The sequence below is a fragment of the Vibrio sp. RM-41-2B genome, assembly GCF_024744415.1.
Taxonomy (GTDB): domain Bacteria; phylum Pseudomonadota; class Gammaproteobacteria; order Enterobacterales; family Vibrionaceae; genus Vibrio; species Vibrio diabolicus.
Genome location: NZ_JAMQWD010000015.1, coordinates 384,176 through 403,562, shown reverse-complemented (window position 1 = coordinate 403,562; position 19,387 = coordinate 384,176). Strand labels below are relative to the sequence as shown.

The window sequence follows — 19,387 nt, the reverse complement described above, 5'->3', positions numbered from 1 at the left end:
GGCTTTTTATGCCTGTTAAAAGGATGTCATATTACACCACACTTGAATGCCGCGCTTACCTCTATCAAGGAGACTGCGTGGCTGCCACATGTCAAACGATCTTGTTATCGAGGGGATTGGCAAGCGCTTGCTTTAGAAGAATCCTATCGAAAGGCCTATTACCCTAACTGTTTACTACTCTCTGAATTTCCAGAATTGGAACTGTTTTTATCTCAATTTTACTGCCCAATTTTGTCAGTACGGTTTATGAAATTGGATCCGTGAGATCAGATATTATAACGCCGAGCTTATGGCGTATGTTTTTCTCAAGTACAGGCTTGTTTACATCATTAACTACTGCTACAGCGGCAATTGAGGTTCATGAATTATGCAAAAGGGCTCACCTATAGAATTCTACCAGCAACGTCCTCAATCTCGTGAGACGGTCGGTGTTGAAGAAGTGCAGCAACAAACTCAACAGTTTGGTTTTGCTGAACCCGAAATGGATGAGCTGCTTAAGTACTCATTACGGACTCAACTTGAGGCTATGCTCCAAAACCAACTCAGCACGGCTGAACGCCAACGGCAACTGAAAGAGAGTTTCGCTGCGGCAGTTGAGCTCGTATTGAAGGAGACGAAAGTTGAGCACCGAACACTGGTGCAAGCCTTTCAGAGCATGTATGGCAACGCTTGCCAATCTCTTTCTCTGGCTAAACTCACTCAAGAGGAACTGACCCGACAGTACATTTCCACATCTGGGCTGGTGATGTCTCCACTTAACTGTAAACACACCATCAAAGATGTGTACCGAATTAAAGGCTTTGCGTGTGGTACAAACAAAGCTATCCAACAAATGCTTGCCAACAAGCCACAGGTTAAAGTGCTTTATCCAGCTTGCGGCCCCTTTGCACCATTGCTGCTGCCTTTACTTGCTCACTACAAACAAAGTGATCGGATTAGCGCAGAGCAGCTTCAGGTGACATTAGTAGATATTCACCCCGGAGCGATTAAAGCACTCAATCAATTGATCGCGGATCTCGATATCGCAGACTACATTGAAGCCTTAGTGGAAGAAGATGCTACCCAATTTTCGCCAACTCAAACGTTTGATCTCCTGATACTTGAAGCGATGCAGCATGGCTTTAGTCGGGAAGGGTTCTTCAGCATCGCGAAACATTTGGTTCAATATTTACATATTCAAGGCGAAATGATCCCCAAGCAGGTATCTGTGCGCGCCATGATGGTCATCGGGGAGACGGAATTTAATCGACAATGGGAAAAAGCAGAGTATGCACATTCCAACCATTGCCAGCCGGAAGCGATAGATGATCGAATTGATCTGGGAGAAATTCTTAACGTCAATAAAGCCATGTTGCTCAGAAGCGAGATTTTTGAGCTAGATGGTGGAATAAAAATGCTGCAAGGCAACACCATTGAGCTGCCGAAAGATGTGCCAGATATGGCAAAACGTATCCTGGCCATTTACAGCCATATCGATACTTACGGAGATGCGATGGTCGGACAATACGACTCTGGTATTACCCATCCTAAACCCGACATGACTTTTTATGTGGATGCCAAGCCCAAAGCTGTTGAACACCATTACTTTGAAGCGAAGGGAGGGGGTAAGGTCAGTTTCTATTATCAGTTAACCGGATTGCCAGGTTTTGTCGCCACCCATGGATGATTTCGATATGCAGCAAAAATACGTCGTTTTTACAGGAAGTTGTTACGCCTTGCCCATCATTCAGTTGTTGGCACAACAGCATAAATTGGCGGGCGTGGTAGTACCGGAAGGAGAACTAAATCCTGACTTACAGCAGCTACAGAGCTATCTGAGCGTTCAATCGATTCATATTGCTCAGTATACCGCCAATGACAGCAGTGCTTTGATAGCGCAACTCGATGCTTGGCGAGTCACGGATGGCGTCATCTATTTGTTCAGGCACATAGTTCATTCCTCGCTGTGTCAGTTTTTCAACGGAAACTTGTACAACATTCATCCGGGAAAGCTGCCCGAGTATCGAGGCCCGATGCCTCTCTATTGGCAATTAAGAGAGGGTTTAGACACCTTTAGCCTCACCCTGCATCGTCTTGAGGCATCGGCTGATTCCGGCGCTATAGGAATGGAGTTAGAGGTACCATTTCACCCGTTTGAGACCTTAACCAGTGCTCAGCAAAAAGCGTCACAAATGACGGCTAAGCTGATGTATGACTTCCTCATCGCGCAACAAAAGCAAGGGCTGGTTTGGCATAAGCAAGTATCAAACCCCAACGAAGTGGCACGAGCAGTAAACCAACATGATCTGCACATTCGTTGGAACGTGCAAACGAGTCGCGAAATCGTCAACTTAGTGCGAGCAGGCAATCATGACTTCGGAGGTGCGATGTTGAGCTTGCCAAATGGTGTCGCCAATGTTTTGCAAGCAAGCGCAATGGAGACTTCTTTAGCCGGTGTTGAGGCGGGGAGCATTCTCGAGATCAGCCCACAACATGGGTTACAAGTGAAAACGTTAGATAGCGCAATATCAATAGATGTTATTGCTACACAGCAAGGCGTGTTTTCGGGTTATCGCTACGCGCAAATGGCCGGGCTGGACGCTGGGATGTCATTGCTTCAGCACGCTTCAGCCTGCGAGTAAAGAAATATCTCAATACGGCTCTTTGCGGCATTAATGAAGCCCGCAACGGTATTTAGTAATGCGAGATTGGAAAGTTTTACCCAACCACACCAATTACGTTATGGGTTGGTTTTAACTTAAGTGTATACGTTAAAAGGAAGAACAGTATGGCTACAGAACCGTATCTTGGGACACTAACCGCATTTGGCGGCAATTTTGCAATTAGAAATTGGGCAATGTGCTCGGGGCAAATGCAGGCAATTGAAGATAATCCAGCACTCTTCTCTCTAGTTAGCACTCTATACGGAGGTGACGCCCGAACTACCTTTGGTTTACCTGATTTGCGTGGCCGCAGTCCAGTTGGTGTAGGCACACGACCTGGGGGGATGGATTATCATCAGGGAGAAAGATTGGGTACTGAACTGGTAACTATTGATATAACCCAAATGCCAGCACACTTACATACGGCAATTTTTACCCCTCTTGGCACTTCTGCACCTGTAACAGGCAGGATGCAGGTTGCTACCAATGCTGCAAATACGCAGGTACCCGAAAGTAATTCGTATATAGCGCAAAACTCTACCCCCGGGTTCTATAAACCGACGTTTCAGCAACCAGATTTGACTGAGATCGAAGGCTTAAGTGTGTCTGGTGGTGGCTCGGAAGGAGGTACTGTAACTGTGACTGAAACAGGCGGTTCAGAGCCACTTAATATTTTGAGCCCGGTATTGCCGATTAATTGGTTAATTGCCACTGCGGGAGTATACCCACCGCGTAGCTAATCAACCAAGAAAGAATTGGCTGAAACTTTCGCTAATCCTTTCCTATAAAAAAATTAAATATTTAAGTTGATTATGATAACCCGGCTATGTTGATAAGGCCGTCATCTTCAGGAGAGGAAAATGAGATTACGTCGTCAGGTAGTGATCGCAATTACAACAGCATGGGTGTCCTCAGCGTTTTTTTCCGGTGAAGCCTGGGCTGCACAGCAAACGATTAACTACTCTAATGGTTCAGGTTCCAATTTTAGTGAGGTGGAGACAGGCGTCACTGGGGGTATGCCCTCGGTCACTCTTACCAATACAGGTGCTGTGTCTATGGTATTAGATGCCGGCAATAGCACTGATAGCACTCGGTTTACTGGCCTAAATGACCTCGGGTTTGTAGCTGGTGTTTTTTTCTCAAATACCATGATTAATGAGTTCAACAATCGTGGCTTCCGCTTTTTTGAGAGATCAAGTACTAACTTCAGTTTCGACGAAATTACCTTTATGCAGGGGTCGGCCCGAGACTCAGATAAAACGTATCAACTTGTGTTAACTGGCTTCTCTAATAATACTCAAACAGTGACCGAAACTGTCACCTTGCCAAAAGGTGGTGAAGCAAACTCAGGGTTACAGGATTTGTTTACCCTGACCCGTGGTACAGACTTTACTGATTCTGCATGGCAGGACGTTGATACAGTGACTATGGCGTTTATCCGAAGTCCGGGTGCTGACTCTCGTTATCTTATCAAAAGTATCAAGATTGATGACGCTGCGGTTTCAGACTCAACCGCGCCTACTTTTGTCAGTGCGAGCTCAACCCCCACTGATGATGCAACCAATGTTTCTGTTAGCAACAACATCGAGATTGCCTTTGATGAGAATATTGAGCTGAAGAGCGGCAATATTACCATTCGTAATGTTACAGACAGTCGCGATTTTGAAGTATTTAATGTTGCCACCGAAAGCGATGGCACAACAACTTCACCAGGCGCTGGCCGCATCAGTGTTACCAACGATAAAGTTTATTTAAACCCAACCAGTGATCTGATAGGAAACCGGACTTACGCCATTCATATTGAATCCAGTGCCGTGGCTGACACCGCAAATAATAGCTTTGCTGGGATCAGCGATGATGCCACATTTAACTTTACTACAGTCGATACCACGCCAAATACGCCATCTACACCCGATTTAGATGCTAGTTCGGATACCGGATCATTAAATACTGATAATATTACCAGTGACGCTACTCCAACGTTTAGTGGGATTTCTGAGAGTGGATCGATCGTTACTTTATACAGTGATCAAGTCGGTGGAGGTGCAACGGTTATTGGCACAGGCACTGCTACTGGAGGAAACTGGAAGATAACAATCAATGAGTTGGCGTCTGGTATTACACATGCAATAAGTGCTAAAGCGTCTGATAGCGATGATAATGTTAGCTCGGCATCCAACGCGTTAAGTGTCACCATTGATACAGTAGCACCATCCGTAGTGAGCATTACCACGCCGATTGAGGCTGATAGTATCGTCAACGCTGCAGAAGACAACGATGTGCTTATCGCTGGCTCCGGCGCGGAAGCAGGCAACAGCGTGACCGTGACTATCACAGACAATAACAGCTCTGTCAGTCGTACGGTGACGGCCGACAACTCAGGCAACTGGACGCTGAGCGGCAGCGAGCTGGATATCAGTGGCCTGAACAATGGTACCCTGACGGTGTCTGCAACCCAAGCTGATATAGCAGGTAATATCTCCACCGCAGCCACACAGAGCATTACCCTGGACAATGCTGCCCCATCAGCAGTGACCATCACCACGCCGATTGAAACCGACGGTATCGTCAATGCGACAGAAGATAACGATGTGTTGATCGCTGGCTCCGGCGCGGAAGCAGGCAACAGCGTGACCGTGACCATCACGGACAATAACAGCTTTGTCAGTCGTACGGTGACGGCCGACAACTCAGGCAACTGGACGTTGAGCGGCAGCGAGCTTGATGTAAGTGCGTTTAACAACGGCACCCTGACGGTGTCTGCAACCCAAGCAGATATAGCAGGTAATACTTCCACCGCCGCCACCCAGAGCATTACCCTGGATAACGCTGCACCATCAGCTGTGACAATCACCACGCCGATTGAAACTGATGGCATCGTCAATGCGGCAGAAGACAACGACGTGCTGATTGCTGGCTCCGGCGCGGAAGCAGGCAATAGCGTGACCGTGACCATCACGGACTACAGCAATTATGCCAGTCGTACGGTGACGGCCGACAACTCAGGCAACTGGACGTTGAGCGGCAGTGAGCTTGATGTAAGTGCGTTTAACAACGGCACCCTGACGGTCGCGGCTAGCCAGAGCGATGCTGCGGGCAACACCTCCAGTGCAGATAGTAAAACATTTACGTTAGATAACGTGCAGCCAACTGTTTCTTTGAGCAGCTCAGACCTCGATTTGATCTCTGGCGAAATGGCGAGTGTCACGTTCACCTTAAGTGAGTCATCAAGTGACTTTGCTGAGTCAGATGTCACCGTCACTGGCGGCAGTTTGTCCAACTTTGCAGGCAGTGGTAGCAGTTACACGGCGACCTTTACACCAACGGAAGAGAGTGTGGCGAGCGGCACCATTGATGTTGCCACCGGCACATTTACCGATGCCTCTGGTAACAGCAATAGTGCAGCAACACCACTTTCCATCAGCGTCGATACTATGCTTCCAACCGTCAGTATCACTAGCTCCAGCGCTGCGCTGAAAGCGGGTGAAACGACAACACTCACGTTTACCTTGAGTGAAGCCGCAACTGATTTTGCCGAAGCCGATGTGACCGTTGCTGGCGGAACTCTTTCTAACTTTGCGGGCAGTGGCGCCAGTTACACGGCTACCTTTACACCTGCAGAAGAAAGCACTGAGGATGCAACTATTAATGTTGCAGCAGAGCAATTTAGCGACGCTGCAGGTAACCTCAATACTGCAGCGACTCAGTTGTTGATTTCAGTGGATACGGGGATCCCGACTGGACATAGCATCAGCATTGATCAGGAGAGCATTAACAAAACCAACGAACAAGCGATGAGCTTTACCTTCGCAGCAGCTGAAGTGAACGCGATGTTCACTTATCGCGTGACCGACGGTACCACGACCATTGACGGCGCTAGTCAAACAATCTCCTCGGAGACCATGCAAGTAACGGGCATTGACGTCACTGGTTTGCAAGAGGGGACGTTGACAGTAAGCGTGGTGGTAACCGATGCCGCAGGCAATGCATCTGATGCAGTGACGGATACGGTGACTAAACGCTACGATGTCGCGCCAACGGCAGTTGATGATAGCTTCTCGACTGAGGAAGATACGGCGAAACAATTTGATCTGTTAGCCAACGATTCCGATATTAATGATGACATGGTCGCTTCTTCTGCAACGGTTAAAACGCAACCAATTAAAGGTCAGGTGTCGATCAGTAATGGTGTTGTTACCTATACGCCAAATAGTAATGAGACAGGCACGGATAGCTTTACCTATACCGTGAAAGATGCCCTGTTGCAGGAGTCACAAGACGCGACAGTGACCGTCACTATCATGGCTATAAATGATGCGCCAGTCGCGAAAGCGCTGACCATTAACACTGACGAAGATACCGCAAGCGCAGCAGTCACCGCGCGTAGTCAAGCGAAGGATGTTGAAGATGGCATCCCAGCGGGTGATTTAGCGTTAGTTAGTTTGCCTCAAAAAGGACAAGTCGCCATTGATCAAGCTGTAGGCACTTTTGTATATACGCCGAATGCGAATGAAAATGGTAGCGACAGTTTTACTTACACGATCGCAGACAGTGAAGGCGGCGTTTCTCTTGCGGCCACAGTCAGCGTCAATATCGGTTCCGTCAATGACTCACCAGTGGCGGAGGCAGACAGTTTTACCTTTGATGAAGATGTCACATCGATACTCGATGTTTTAAGTAACGACAGTGATATTGAAGATGGGTCATTCACCGCGAGTAGTATTACCCTGCAAGATCTTGGTCAAGGAGAGGGGGGATACAGTTTTGCCTCGGTCAGTGTTAATGCCGATGGGACCCTAAAGATTGTGCCAACAGCGAACGTTAATGGTCAACATAGCTTTACCTACACGTTAACCGATAGTGGTCAAGCTGTCTCCGTGCCAGCAACCGTCACGCTCAATATTACGCCAGTGAATGATGCCCCCGTTGCTGTTGATAACAGTGCACAACTACTGGAGGGAGGCTCCTTTGAAGTCAACGTATTAGGCAATGATAGTGATGCCGATGCTGGAGACAGTTTTGAACTCACTAGTGTCACAGTCGTCGATACGCCAGCATATGGCAGTGTGAACGTGACGGCGTCAGGAGCGATTGTTTACAACCCCAATGAGAACTACTTCGGTGAAGACAGCTTCACCTATACGGTGGCAGACTTAGCAGGTGCTGTATCTAACGTCGCAACAGTGACCATGACGGTAACACCAGTCAACGACGCACCAATGGCGCAAGCACAGTCACAAACGCTTGATGAAGACAATAGTTTGGTGATCACGCTGGTTGGTTCAGATATTGATAACGATGATGACACTCTGCAGTATCTTATCACTGAGCAAGTCAGTCATGGCGTGCTAGAGCAGTTGACCAATAATGGTTGGCGCTATACACCAGAAGCGAACTTCAATGGCTCCGACTTCTTCTTGTTCAAGGTCAACGACGGTGATCTAGACTCGACAGAGGTTCGTGTCGATTTGACGGTTAATCCAGTCAACGATACACCAACCGCGACCGATATCAGTGCTACGGGAGAGGAAGAGATACCGCTGACCATTACTTTAAATGGTAACGATGCAGAAGGCTCATCTTTGAGCTATCAAATTGTAACATCGCCAGTCAACGGTAATGTTACCGTCACAGGCAATCACGCGGTTTATACGGGTAACAGTAACTTCTTTGGTCAGGACAGTTTCACTTACAGCGTAAGTGACGGAGAACTTACCTCTGGAGTGGCGTTAGTGACCATCACGGTGAATAACGTTAATGACTCGCCAGTGATTACGGGTACCCCATCGGCGCAAGTTGATGAAGATAGTGTGTATCAGTTTGTGCCCGCGGCATTGGACGATGACCCAGCGGATACTCTGACCTACTTGATAGCTAACAAGCCACCTTGGGCTACATTTGACAAGACAACAGGAGCACTTTCTGGCACGCCAAGTAACAGTGATGTGGGGACTTATCCAGATATCGTGATTAGCGTATCCGATGGCACAATTTCTTCCTCATTGTCAGCGTTTTCGATTACTGTGAATAACGTGAATGATGCACCCGTTATATCTGGCTCACCAGCAACACAAGTGAATGAAGACAGCACCTATCTGTTCACGCCACAAGTGTCAGATGTTGACAGCCAAGCCTTCACCTTCAGTATCGTGAACAAGCCATCTTGGGCTAGCTTTGATGCATCAACAGGCACGCTCAGTGGTACACCAGATAATGGTGATGTTGGCAAATATCAGGGCATTGTTATCTCGGTTTCTGATGGTCTCACGACCACAATGCTCAATAGATTCAGTATTGTTGTTAACAATATCAATGACGCGCCAGTGATCAGTGGCACTCCTGCTCTTATTGTCAACGAAGGCAGTACGTATCGCTTTGCGCTGCAGGCATCGGATGTTGATAGTAGTAGCTTGAGCTTTTCAATCCGCAATAAACCATCATGGGCAACCTTTGATAGAGCTACTGGGTTGCTAAGTGGTACGCCGGAAAATGAGCATGTTGGCAGCACCAATAATATTGTTATTAGTGTCTCTGACGGTGAGTTAAGCGCTTCTCTAGCAGCGTTTAGCATCACGGTAATCAACGTCAATGATGAACCAATGGCAGTTAATGATACCTATGTCTTTACCGAGAGTAACGATGGTAGCTACTTATTGGATGTACTCAGCAACGACAGCGATATTGATCTAGACACATTACAACTGGAATGGGTTAAACCTACATCTGGAACGGCAACGATTGTGGGCAGTCAAATCCAATTGGCAACGACCTCAATTGGTACAGTGACAGTGCAATACAGTGTGAAAGATGGTAATGGAGGAAAGGCCACCGCGAAAGCAATCGTGACAATTAAAAGTGCGAAATTGGACGCACCAACAATAACCGCACCTTCAGATATCGAAGTGAACGCAAGTTCGCTCTTTACTAAAGTTGCATTAGGCTCTGCCGTGGCCCGAGATAGTACAGGCAAGCTATTACCTGTTTCATTGGTCGACAGCACGACCTTCTTCCGACCTGGAACTAATACGGTCTATTGGCGTACTCAAGACTCTGATGGAAACGTCGCTGAGGCTAGTCAAACGGTAACAGTGTATCCACTGATAAGTATCTCCAAAGATGCGCAAACCACGGAAGGCACCAACCATAGCGTAACGATACACCTTAACGGCCCTTCGCCGAGTTACCCAGTAGTCGTACCTTACACGGTTTCAGGAAGCACAGACAGTGATGACCACACACTCACCTCTGGCGAAGTGGTGATAACTAGTGGTACCGAAGGCAAACTTTCGTTCGAACTACTTAATGATGGACAAAGTGAAGGCGTTGAAACCTTAGTGATTGATTTGGACAGCACCCTTAATCTAGGTAGTAAGCGTCGTTACACCTTGACAATCTTTGAAGAGAATGTGGCTCCGAAGGTCTCGGTAAGTGTATCTCAGGCGGGGGAGCAGCGGAGCCAAATTGAAAATGGTGTTGAACCGGTCACAATCACAAGCAGTGTTAATGATGCAAATATGTCAGATATACACAGTTTCAGATGGACTAGTGATAGCGATGTACTTAACCAAGCGATTGCGGGGCAGATGTACAGCGAAACATTGACTTTCTCTCCGCAATTACTGAGTTCAGCGATTTACAATTTGCAATTGACAGTTACTGACAATGGCACTCCACCATTATCAGTGACACGGAATGTCTATTTAGAAGTGGTACAAACATTGGCGGAGCTCGGAAGTGAAGATAGTGATGGCGACTTAATCCCGGATGATCAAGAAGGTCATAATGATAGTGATGGTGATGGCATTCCTGACTATCTTGACGCAATTTCTGACTGTAACGTAATTCAACAGGTTGTGTCAGAAAAAGATCGCTTCCTCATTGAGGGGCAGCCAGGTGTCTGTTTACGCAAAGGAATAACCATTCTGACTAACACAACAGGAGGAGCTTTATTGCTAGATGAGGAGCTTCCTAAAGATATCAACATGAAGAGCATCGGGGGAATCTTTGATTTTGTAGTAACTAATTTGCCGCTGCCCGGCCAAAGCTATCAATTAGTTTTGCCTCAGCGTTTACCTGTTCCAGCAAATGCAGTGTACCGAAAGTATAACGCTGAACAGGGGTGGATAGACTTTATTGAGGATGCTCAAAACACAGTTTCTTCTAGTGCTGGCGAGGCTGGTTATTGTCCGCCACCAGGGCACAGTTCATGGTCACAGGGTCTGACTGAAGGTGACTGGTGTGTACAACTTACCATTGAAGACGGTGGTCCGAACGATGATGACGGATTGGCTAATGGCAGTGTCGTTGACCCTGGCGTCGTTGCCGCTCGTGTAAACAATAATGCACTCCCTCAAGCGATTGACGACAATGCGTTTGTTAGTCTCAATGGTACGGTGACGCTCGATGTATTGAGCAATGATACCGATGCTGATGGTGATGGGCTGAAGGTAAGTCGCGCTTCTGTAGATATTGGTAGTGTTAGTGTGGTTGATAATAAACTAAGTTATGTCACTCAACCACAGTACTACGGGGAGGCTTTGATCACTTATAGCGTAACGGATGGTAATGGTGGAACGGGATCGGCGAAGGTGACGGTGAATGTGGTAAACAGTCAGAATCCGAATGCGGTGGACGATAATATTACCACCGATGATCGTACCCCTGTCACGGTTTATGTCCTTGCTAACGATACCGATCCGGATAACGACACATTGAAGTTGGTTTCAGTCCAAGCGCAGTATGGGCAGGTGGTCATGAATGCAGATCAGAGCGTGACCTATACCCCTACCTCAGGGTTTGAAGGCAATGATGTGTTGACATATATCATTCAAGATAGCCAAGGCCTGCAAGACACAGGGAAAGTTATAGTGACAGTTAAGTTGGTAAGAGATGTAAAGGTTGAAAATACTTCAGCAGGATCATTGGGTGGCATGGTGTTGATGCTTTTGATTTTGTTAGGAGCCATGAAACGTTATGGAAGAAACAGTGCTCTAGCACTAATTGCTGTGTTTAGTTTTAGTAGTCAAGCTGGTTGGTATGTTGATGTTCAAATGGGGTCAAGCCATGCAGATGAGCGTGATGCTGTTAAAGGTGATAACGTAATCTCTACTGACAACACCGGGCTCTACCGTTCTATCGGGTTTGGATATGCTTTTTCTGAGCAATGGTCAGGAACTATCCGTTATATTGATATGGGTGAAGGCAGTGCAACATTGCGCAGTGCGACTACTTCACCAGAAGACTATCACACCAGTGTCGCATCTATAGCACCGCTCCTTGTAAAGGGCATAGGCTTCGACATCGGTTATAAGTTCTGGCAATACAATTCATGGTCCGCAAAACTGAGTTTGGGGGGCTTGTTCTGGGATACCGATATTGAAAGTACGTATCAAGGCAGCAAGATAACGACGGAAGTGGATGGTTTTGATGGATATATTGGTGCAGAAGTTGGCTACAACCTCTCAGATAATTGGGAGATCGGTGTCCAAGGCGCTCGTTATTTTTTACATGAAAATGATGTTGATATAATTGCGCTACAACTTCGTTATTTTTTTGAGCCGTTAGCAGCGTATTAACTTATGGTTTGGTATTTTTCGATAATTTATATCCCAATTGCTCATGAAGCGGTATGGTAAATCACTGGAGATTAATGCGTGATACGTCGCTTTACTTTGAACCTAGTACGTTTACAGTCGAAGAAATATAGTGTTGGGGCTGAAGCAAAACAAGCGGGTTAGAGCGACACAATTCGTAGTGAACCCTTATTGAGTTGAAAAGCGTTCCAAGCTCGCAGTTGCTCTGACTCTGCTGGTGATAACACGACGATAAATTGATACCTATCAAGACGATAGTTTGATATTGCCTCTTCATAAGTTTATTGCTTTTTAGGTTTATGACATTTTTGAAGAGGCAATTTTATATCTGCTTTAATCCAATACTGATTGAATAATATCAAATGCTTTTTCTATTTTTGGGGTAGGGATAATGCCAAACCCAAATAAGAGGGCATTAGAATGATTGTTGATAGAAAAATGCGATGATGGATAAACCGCTACATTGGATGAAGCAAGCTTATTCACCATTTGTGTCGCGCACCCCGATACTTCAGCTGCTATATGTAACCCACCTTGGCTCGGAATACGTTGTAAGCAATCTACGTTGTCAATTAATTGAGTGAGTTTATGGTACCTTTCGCTGTAAATTTTATTCATATTGAGTAAATGGTGAGAGAAATGACCGTCACGCATGAATTCGTCAAGTAGGATTTGAGACACTACAGATGTACTTCTTCCCAAGTGCCATAACATATTTGAAATTGGCTCTATTAAAGACTTTGGTGGAATCATATATCCAATGCGTATGCCGGGAAATAGTATTTTAGAGAAACTGCCTATCATTATGACGCAGTCATTTTTGTCTTGTGACTTGAGAGCTTGCTTACTGGTATTGAGATAGTGATATTCCGCATCATAATCATCTTCGATAATGATTGCGTTATTAACTTCTGCCCACCTCAACAGTTCTAACTTTCTTTCGACGGAGTAGCTAAAGCCTAAAGGGAACTGATGACTAGGCGTTGTATAAATAATTTTGGTATTAGAAGGGATTGATTCAACGACAACGCCTTGGTCGTCCATCGGCACGGTGCCTATTTGCGCGCCAAGTAATTGAGCTTGATTTCGAAAAACAGGATATCCTGGATCTTCCGTCGACACGAGGTCCCCCGGAGAGAGTAATGTAAGGAGAGTCGTCATTATTGCCTGCTGGCACCCTTGCGTAATGATGATGTCTTCAGGATCACAGATTACTCCTCTCGAATGTCTTACATACTCGCAGATAGACTCTCGTAAACAAGCTAACCCTTGCAAATCACCACCATGTGCAAACTCTGGAGTTAATGCATTGAGCCTACTCAGTCTTGAGTGTCGCCAAATATGCTTTGCTATTCTCTGATGATCAGGAACGCCTAAAGTGAAGTCATAGTCTAGATTCTTTGGTGCGATGATCTCTGGCTTCTTCGCTGCGTTAGTGCCAAACACCCCTAGTTGGTAGTGTTTTATTGGTCTCTTATCTTGATTCACCGTTTGTTCTAGAACATTACTTACGTACGTGCCAGACCCTGCCTTTTTTACTATCCACCCCTCGAACTGAAGTCGCTCATACACCGAAATGACAGTGTTTCTTGCTATGCCTAACTTTTTAGACAACATGCGAGTCGACGGTAATCTCTCATTTGAGCGTAATCTGCCTTCTAATATCCCTTGGTATATCTCGGAATAAAGCTGTTGGCTGGTGACTTTTCCAGTTTCGAAGTGTAGTGAAAATGGCATCGTTTTCTCTGTAGACGTTGAAAAGTGGTTCTAAAGCGTTGTGAGGATGTGGATCTGTATATACCAAGTATATCTGCCTAGTATACCGTTATCTTGGTATGGAAAAAGCGCATTTGAGTACACTATTTCCCCATTTTGCAAACGGATGTTACTCACATTCGTATCTAATCGGCCTACCTATCAACGGTGATCAGGTTTAAACCTGTTTATATCGCGCTAAAAATTTGAAGACACAGTGTTATTCAACGGGGGTTAACGATTGGAGTTCTTCAAGTCAGGATTACTTTTATATAAAAAGTTAAAAGCCTTGGAATAAACTAGAAATTAATTATAAGTGAAAATTAAAAATAGAGGGTTCAATGAAATTAAACAATGCCTTGGTGGCTATTTTATCGCTCACTTCTTTCGTCACGTTTGCGACAATGGAGTTAACGGTTAGCAGTCAATTAAAGAGCGTAGTTGATGAATGTGCTAAAGGATTAATGAACGAATACGATATTCCGGGGTTGGCTGTTGCAGTAACGATTGATGGCAAGCGTTATTTTTATAATTACGGTTTTGCTGACGAAAGTAAGGGGAGTTTAGTCACCAACGACACAATTTTTGAACTCGGCTCTATCAGTAAAACTTTTGCCGCTACTTTGACTGGGTATGCCCAAGAAAAAGGTAAGCTAGACATGGATGACAAGGTCAAAGATTATATTCCAGAATTAGAGAATAGTGCTCTGGGTAATACCAAGCTAGTTCATGTCGCCACCTACACTGCGGGTGGTCTACCATTGCAATTTCCTAGCGAAGTAACGAACGACGCTGAAATGATGCAGTACTACAAAACGTGGAAACCGGAGTACGAAGCCGGTACTAAGAGGAAGTACTCAAACCCTAGTATTGGTCTATTTGGCTACATCGGTGCCTTGAGTATGAGGTCAGACTATACGGAAATGATGGAAACCGTCATCCTGCCTGGGCTCGGTATGACCAATACCTTTGTCGATGTACCAAAGGATAAGCTTAATAACTATGCTTTTGGTTATAGTTCTGAGGGAAACCCAGTTAGAGTTAATCCAGGTATTCTTGATGCACAAGCCTATGGTATTAAATCAACGAGCTCAGATATGCTTCAATATATCGAAGCAAATATGGGGCAAGCGCAACTGAATAATGATATGGAGAATGCGCTAGAGCGAACTCACATTAAGTATTTTAATACCGATACGTTTACGCAAGCAGTAGGGTGGGAAGGTTATGATTATCCCGTCTAACTTTCACAATTATTGAAGGGTAACTCCAGCGACGTAATTCTCAACGCTAAACTGGTTCAAGCAAGTGAATCCGGTACTCTCGGTCGTGACATTTGGTATAACAAAACGGGCTCAACAGGTGGCTTTGGGGCATATGTCGCGTATGTACCCTCTGAAAAAATAGGCATAGTGATTCTAGCGAATAAAAACTACCCTAATACCGAAAGAGTAGAGGCTGCTTACCATATTATTAGCTCAGTGGTGAAGTGAATTTTAGTGGTACTAGGAACTACGTAATTATTAGAGTTTATTTAGATACATACTATCTACAGTGTTTTATTAGATAGTATTTATAGGAGTATTCATGAAAACTAAGCATTGGTCTAAGGTGACTTTGCTGCATGAAGTTGTTACGAATCCAAATATAACGATTAAAGGTAAACATAGTTATTACAGTGATTGTTGGGACGCCGGTTTTGAGGAGTCCGTTGTAAGATATCTACAAGGCGATGAGTTCAGCCGATATTGGGAACCAAAATGGAAGATTGATAAGTTACATATAGGTGACTTTGTCTGTATTGCAGCGGAAGTTGTGATTGTTATGGGGGGAAATAGTACACATAGAGCTGATTGGTTCTCCTTGTACCCATTTATGGACTTTATTGAAGAAGCGTATGTCGGGAAAGGAGATACTCACATTGGCGATGGCGCCTGGCTCGGTATGCGATCCATGATAATGCCGGGTGTGACTATCGGAGAAGGAGCAATCGTTGCGGCAAACAGCGTGGTGACGAAAGATGTTGAGCCTTACAGCATGGTTGCAGGCTCACCAGCTAAGCATGTCAAATATCGCTTTTCTCGAGAGACGATAGAAGAACTGCTCGCTCTTAGGATATATGATTGGCCTGATAAGAAAATCGACAGCCTGAAGAGATTGTTATGTTCAGACGATTTAGAAGGGCTGAAAAAGGCAAGCGCTGAATACGATAGAAACCATTCAGAAGAGTGACGATGTCACTATTTTAAAAAACAGAAGAGGCTCATTATAGAGCCTCTTTTTAGTGTGATGGATATCTGCATCCACCACACTTCCTTATCAATTCATCATTCAGCAAGTCGCCAACTAGAATCGGAAACCTTTTAGTTTCATCTTTGCAGGAAAGGTTACCTCAATAGTTGGCTCTTTCAATTGTTAGCAGAGACGCTCATAACTGTTTTGTTTGAGCAATTCGGTTAAGTCGCCCTGACCATATTTTAGAGTTGCTTGGTGTTTTTGATGTCGAATGACCTGATCAAAAGTAGGTCGAGTCACTGAACGAAAAACGCCCACGGGTACGGGAAAGTCTGGATAGCTCAAGTTAGCAAGCGCATAAGCATAGTATGACTCCTCGCATTGACTGGAGTGGAGCAAAAGGTTCGGGGCCTCTGATTCGACAATCTCGAAACCAAACCCTCTATTGATCAACGCTTTTGAGTGTGTTTTACCAAACAATAACGGTTCATTATCTGAGAGATAAAGTAGATGTTCGTTTCTATTAGTTGGGCCGTTGTAAGGTTCGTGCACTTTATCGTTAAAAATGACGCAGTTTTGCAGGATTTCAACCACAGCCGTGCCCGAATGCGCGGCAGCAGCCTCTAACACCATCGTCATGTGTGTAGGATCATTGTCTGATGTTCGTGCTATGAACGTAGCACCTGCGGATGCTGCCAATGCCAAAGGTTTAAGCGCTTGATCGGGAGAACCTTCAGGACTCGACTTAGAAATGAAGCCCTGTTCGCTTGTCGGGGAAAATTGGCCTTTGGTCAGTCCATAGACAGCATTATTAAAAAGCAAAATTTTAATGTCTTGGTTGCGTCGAATCGCGTGAATAAAGTGATTTCCGCCAATACTCAGTGCGTCACCATCGCCAGTTACAACCCAAACATCTAACTCTGGGTTGCTCGCTTTTACACCAGTAGCGATGGCAGGGGCACGGCCGTGAATCGTATGAAATCCATAAGTATCGAGATAATAAGGAAAACGAGATGAGCAGCCGATCCCTGAGATGAATACGGTGTTCTCTTTAGTTCGACCTAATCGTGCTAGAACGGACTGCATCGTTTTTAATACGTTAAAATCACCACAGCCTCGACACCATTTGACTTCAACATCAGAAGCGAAATCTTTGCGGTTGAGTACCTTAGTCGTCATTTTTAATTTCCTTCAGGTGGTGGTAGATAGACTCAATGACCTCGTGAACTTTGAATGGTAACCCCTTAACTTGGGTTACGGAGCGTGCCGAAATGGCATATTGTGAGCGAATCACTTTAACGAGTTGCTGGTTATTCAACTCAAAAACAAGCACATGCTTGAATTGGCTAATGATCTCTTCCAAATTGATTGGAAACGGGTTTAGATACTTAATATGGGCGTGAGCAACCGATGCGCCTTGCTTTCTCAGATGCTCAATTGCGGTCGATACAGAACCTTGCGTGCCTCCCCAACTTAGCACTAGCAGTGAGTCTTGAGTACTGCCTGTTAGCGTTTGTTTAGGGATGAAATGGCAGATGTTATTTATTTTTTTTGCTCTTTCATCAGTCATGCGCTGGTGGTTTTCAGGATCATGAGAAGGGTTGCCAGTAATCGCTTGCTTTTCTAACCCTCCAATGCGGTGCACTTTCTCTTTTGTACCAGGCGTGACCCACTCTCTGCTGTAATACACGTCATCACGGGCATAGGGATAAAACGAGCTTACGTTTTCTTTTGCTGTCTCGACAGTGAGCTTAATCTCATCAGGGTTGGGCACGAGCCAAGATTCGGAGCCGTTTGCTAAGTAACCGTCACTCAATAAGATCACTGGCGTCATAAATGTAGTGGCAATTCGACAGGCCTCGATTGCCATGTCAAAGCAGTCTGCGGGAGAAGCAGGAGCCAACACTGGGAGTGGTGAATCCCCATTTCTACCATACAAAGACAAAAGCAAGTCTGATTGCTCTGTTTTAGTCGGTAGACCAGTTGAGGGGCCTCCACGTTGTACGTTGATAACAACCATTGGCAACTCCGCCATTACGGCAAGGTTAATGGTCTCTGCTTTCAAACATAATCCAGGGCCGGACGTTGATGTGACTCCTAAACCTCCAGCATAAGATGCACCTAAAGCTGAACAAGCAGCTGCAATCTCATCTTCTGCTTGGAATGTCGTGACCCCAAAGTGTTGATAGGTTGATAGTGTGTGTAGAATATCTGAGGCGGGTGTTATGGGGTAAGAGCCCAAAAATAGCTGGCGTTGGAGTTTTTCTGCTGCGCATATTAATCCAAGCGATAATGCTTCGTTCCCTGAAACAGTACGATACAAGCCAGTTTTATCTGCTACGGGAGCAACCTGAAAACAGTCACTGAATATTTCGGTTGTTTCAGCATAATTAAATCCCGACTTTATGGCTAAAGTGTTTGCCTCTCTCACTTGCGAATTGTCAGCGAATTTATTATTTAGCCATTCAATGGTCGGTTCTAGCGGACGGCTGTAAATCCATAAAACAATACCAAGCATAAAAAAGTTTTTGCTTCGCTTCACTACTTTAGGCGCTATGTTTAACTCAGAAAGAGATTGAACGGTTAAACGCGTAAAACTGTCACTAATCACTCGATAACCTGCGAGGCTACCATCGCTCAATGGGTTCGATTCATAGCCAGCAAGCTCAAGGTTTTTTTTATTAAAACCATCGAGATCAATAAGCACCAAACCGCCTTCAACGAGTTGTGAGATTTTGGTTTTTAATGCAGCGGCATTCAGAGCGATTAAGACTGAAAAATCGTCGCCAGGAGTATAAATCTCTGTTGAGGCAAATTGCATCTGAAAAGCGTTCTCCAAGTAATTGGATACCATCTCCAGAATCGCCAGCAAAACAGATCACTTCGCGTTTAAGTTGAATTATTGTCATTAAAACCTCTTACCGTGTTAGAGCAAGTTCAGTATGTTTCATTGCACTTAATGAGATGCAATGGAATTAAAGGTTGGAGAAAATGCCGTAGGCCCGAGCATTCTGAATGTAGAGTTAATGGTGTTGGCTTTATTTGTCGTCTCTGAGGTCAGTAGAAATATCCATAGCTAGGTATGCTTTTCCGAAATACTAGAAAAGTTTGCATGACACAAAAATACTTTTTCTGTCATATTAGATGTGATTATTTTTCATT

Annotated in this window: 9 protein-coding genes and 1 pseudogene; 7 read left to right on the top strand and 3 right to left on the bottom strand. The window is 45.2% G+C overall.

All coding sequences use genetic code 11. The annotated features are described in order from the left end of the window. The 5 genes from NB463_RS11870 to NB463_RS11850 all read left to right on the top strand — a co-directional run. Positions 1 to 264, top strand: a 264-nt coding sequence (locus tag NB463_RS11870; protein WP_258515998.1) for a hypothetical protein, incomplete at its 5' end; no start/stop codon positions are given. Positions 265 to 367: 103 nt separating this feature from the next. Further along, on the top strand, positions 368 to 1,666 hold the full coding sequence (locus NB463_RS11865; RefSeq protein WP_258431534.1) for a hypothetical protein: 1,299 nt from the start codon (positions 368 to 370) through the stop codon (positions 1,664 to 1,666). Positions 1,667 to 1,673: 7 nt separating this feature from the next. After that, positions 1,674 to 2,621: a formyltransferase family protein gene (locus NB463_RS11860; protein ID WP_258431533.1), complete on the top strand. Its 948-nt coding sequence runs from the start codon at positions 1,674 to 1,676 to the stop codon at positions 2,619 to 2,621. 146 nt (positions 2,622 to 2,767) lie between these two features. Beyond that, complete coding sequence (locus NB463_RS11855; protein ID WP_164665489.1) at positions 2,768 to 3,382, top strand: phage tail protein; 615 nt, start codon at positions 2,768 to 2,770, stop codon at positions 3,380 to 3,382. Positions 3,383 to 3,502: 120 nt separating this feature from the next. Continuing rightward, positions 3,503 to 12,217: an Ig-like domain-containing protein gene (locus NB463_RS11850; RefSeq protein ID WP_258431532.1), complete on the top strand. Its 8,715-nt coding sequence runs from the start codon at positions 3,503 to 3,505 to the stop codon at positions 12,215 to 12,217. 351 nt (positions 12,218 to 12,568) lie between these two features. Here the strand turns inward: NB463_RS11850 and pdxR are convergent, their stop codons facing one another. Next, positions 12,569 to 13,972, bottom strand: a complete 1,404-nt coding sequence (pdxR, locus tag NB463_RS11845) for a MocR-like pyridoxine biosynthesis transcription factor PdxR (protein ID WP_258431531.1) — start codon at positions 13,970 to 13,972, stop codon at positions 12,569 to 12,571. Positions 13,973 to 14,331: 359 nt separating this feature from the next. Here pdxR and ampC point away from each other — a divergent pair. After that, positions 14,332 to 15,483: pseudogene (gene ampC / locus NB463_RS11840) on the top strand (class C beta-lactamase). A gap of 94 nt (positions 15,484 to 15,577) precedes the next feature. Next, positions 15,578 to 16,222, top strand: coding sequence for a CatB-related O-acetyltransferase (locus NB463_RS11835; protein ID WP_258431530.1), 645 nt, complete (start codon positions 15,578 to 15,580; stop codon positions 16,220 to 16,222). Between the two features lie 183 nt (positions 16,223 to 16,405). On the opposite strand, the gene NB463_RS11830 is transcribed toward NB463_RS11835, so the two are convergent. Both NB463_RS11830 and NB463_RS11825 read right to left on the bottom strand, forming a co-directional pair. Continuing rightward, a complete protein-coding gene (locus NB463_RS11830; protein WP_258431529.1) occupies positions 16,406 to 17,404 on the bottom strand; it encodes a 2-oxoacid:ferredoxin oxidoreductase subunit beta in 999 nt (332 codons plus the stop codon). Next, positions 17,394 to 19,046 (bottom strand): 2-oxoacid:acceptor oxidoreductase subunit alpha, encoded by a 1,653-nt coding sequence (locus NB463_RS11825; RefSeq protein WP_258431527.1) that lies wholly within the window; start codon positions 19,044 to 19,046, stop codon positions 17,394 to 17,396. The genes NB463_RS11830 and NB463_RS11825 overlap by 11 nt, the downstream gene beginning before the upstream one ends. Between the last annotated feature and the right edge of the window lie 341 nt (positions 19,047 to 19,387).

Coding starts and splice junctions, on each gene's coding strand:
- pdxR (WP_258431531.1), bottom strand. CDS start 13,972: ATGCCATTTTCACTACACTTCGAAACTGGAAAAGTCACCAGCCAACAG.
- NB463_RS11825 (WP_258431527.1), bottom strand. CDS start 19,046: ATGCAATTTGCCTCAACAGAGATTTATACTCCTGGCGACGATTTTTCA.
- NB463_RS11860 (WP_258431533.1), top strand. CDS start 1,674: ATGCAGCAAAAATACGTCGTTTTTACAGGAAGTTGTTACGCCTTGCCC.
- NB463_RS11855 (WP_164665489.1), top strand. CDS start 2,768: ATGGCTACAGAACCGTATCTTGGGACACTAACCGCATTTGGCGGCAAT.
- NB463_RS11830 (WP_258431529.1), bottom strand. CDS start 17,404: ATGACGACTAAGGTACTCAACCGCAAAGATTTCGCTTCTGATGTTGAA.
- NB463_RS11865 (WP_258431534.1), top strand. CDS start 368: ATGCAAAAGGGCTCACCTATAGAATTCTACCAGCAACGTCCTCAATCT.
- NB463_RS11835 (WP_258431530.1), top strand. CDS start 15,578: ATGAAAACTAAGCATTGGTCTAAGGTGACTTTGCTGCATGAAGTTGTT.
- NB463_RS11850 (WP_258431532.1), top strand. CDS start 3,503: ATGAGATTACGTCGTCAGGTAGTGATCGCAATTACAACAGCATGGGTG.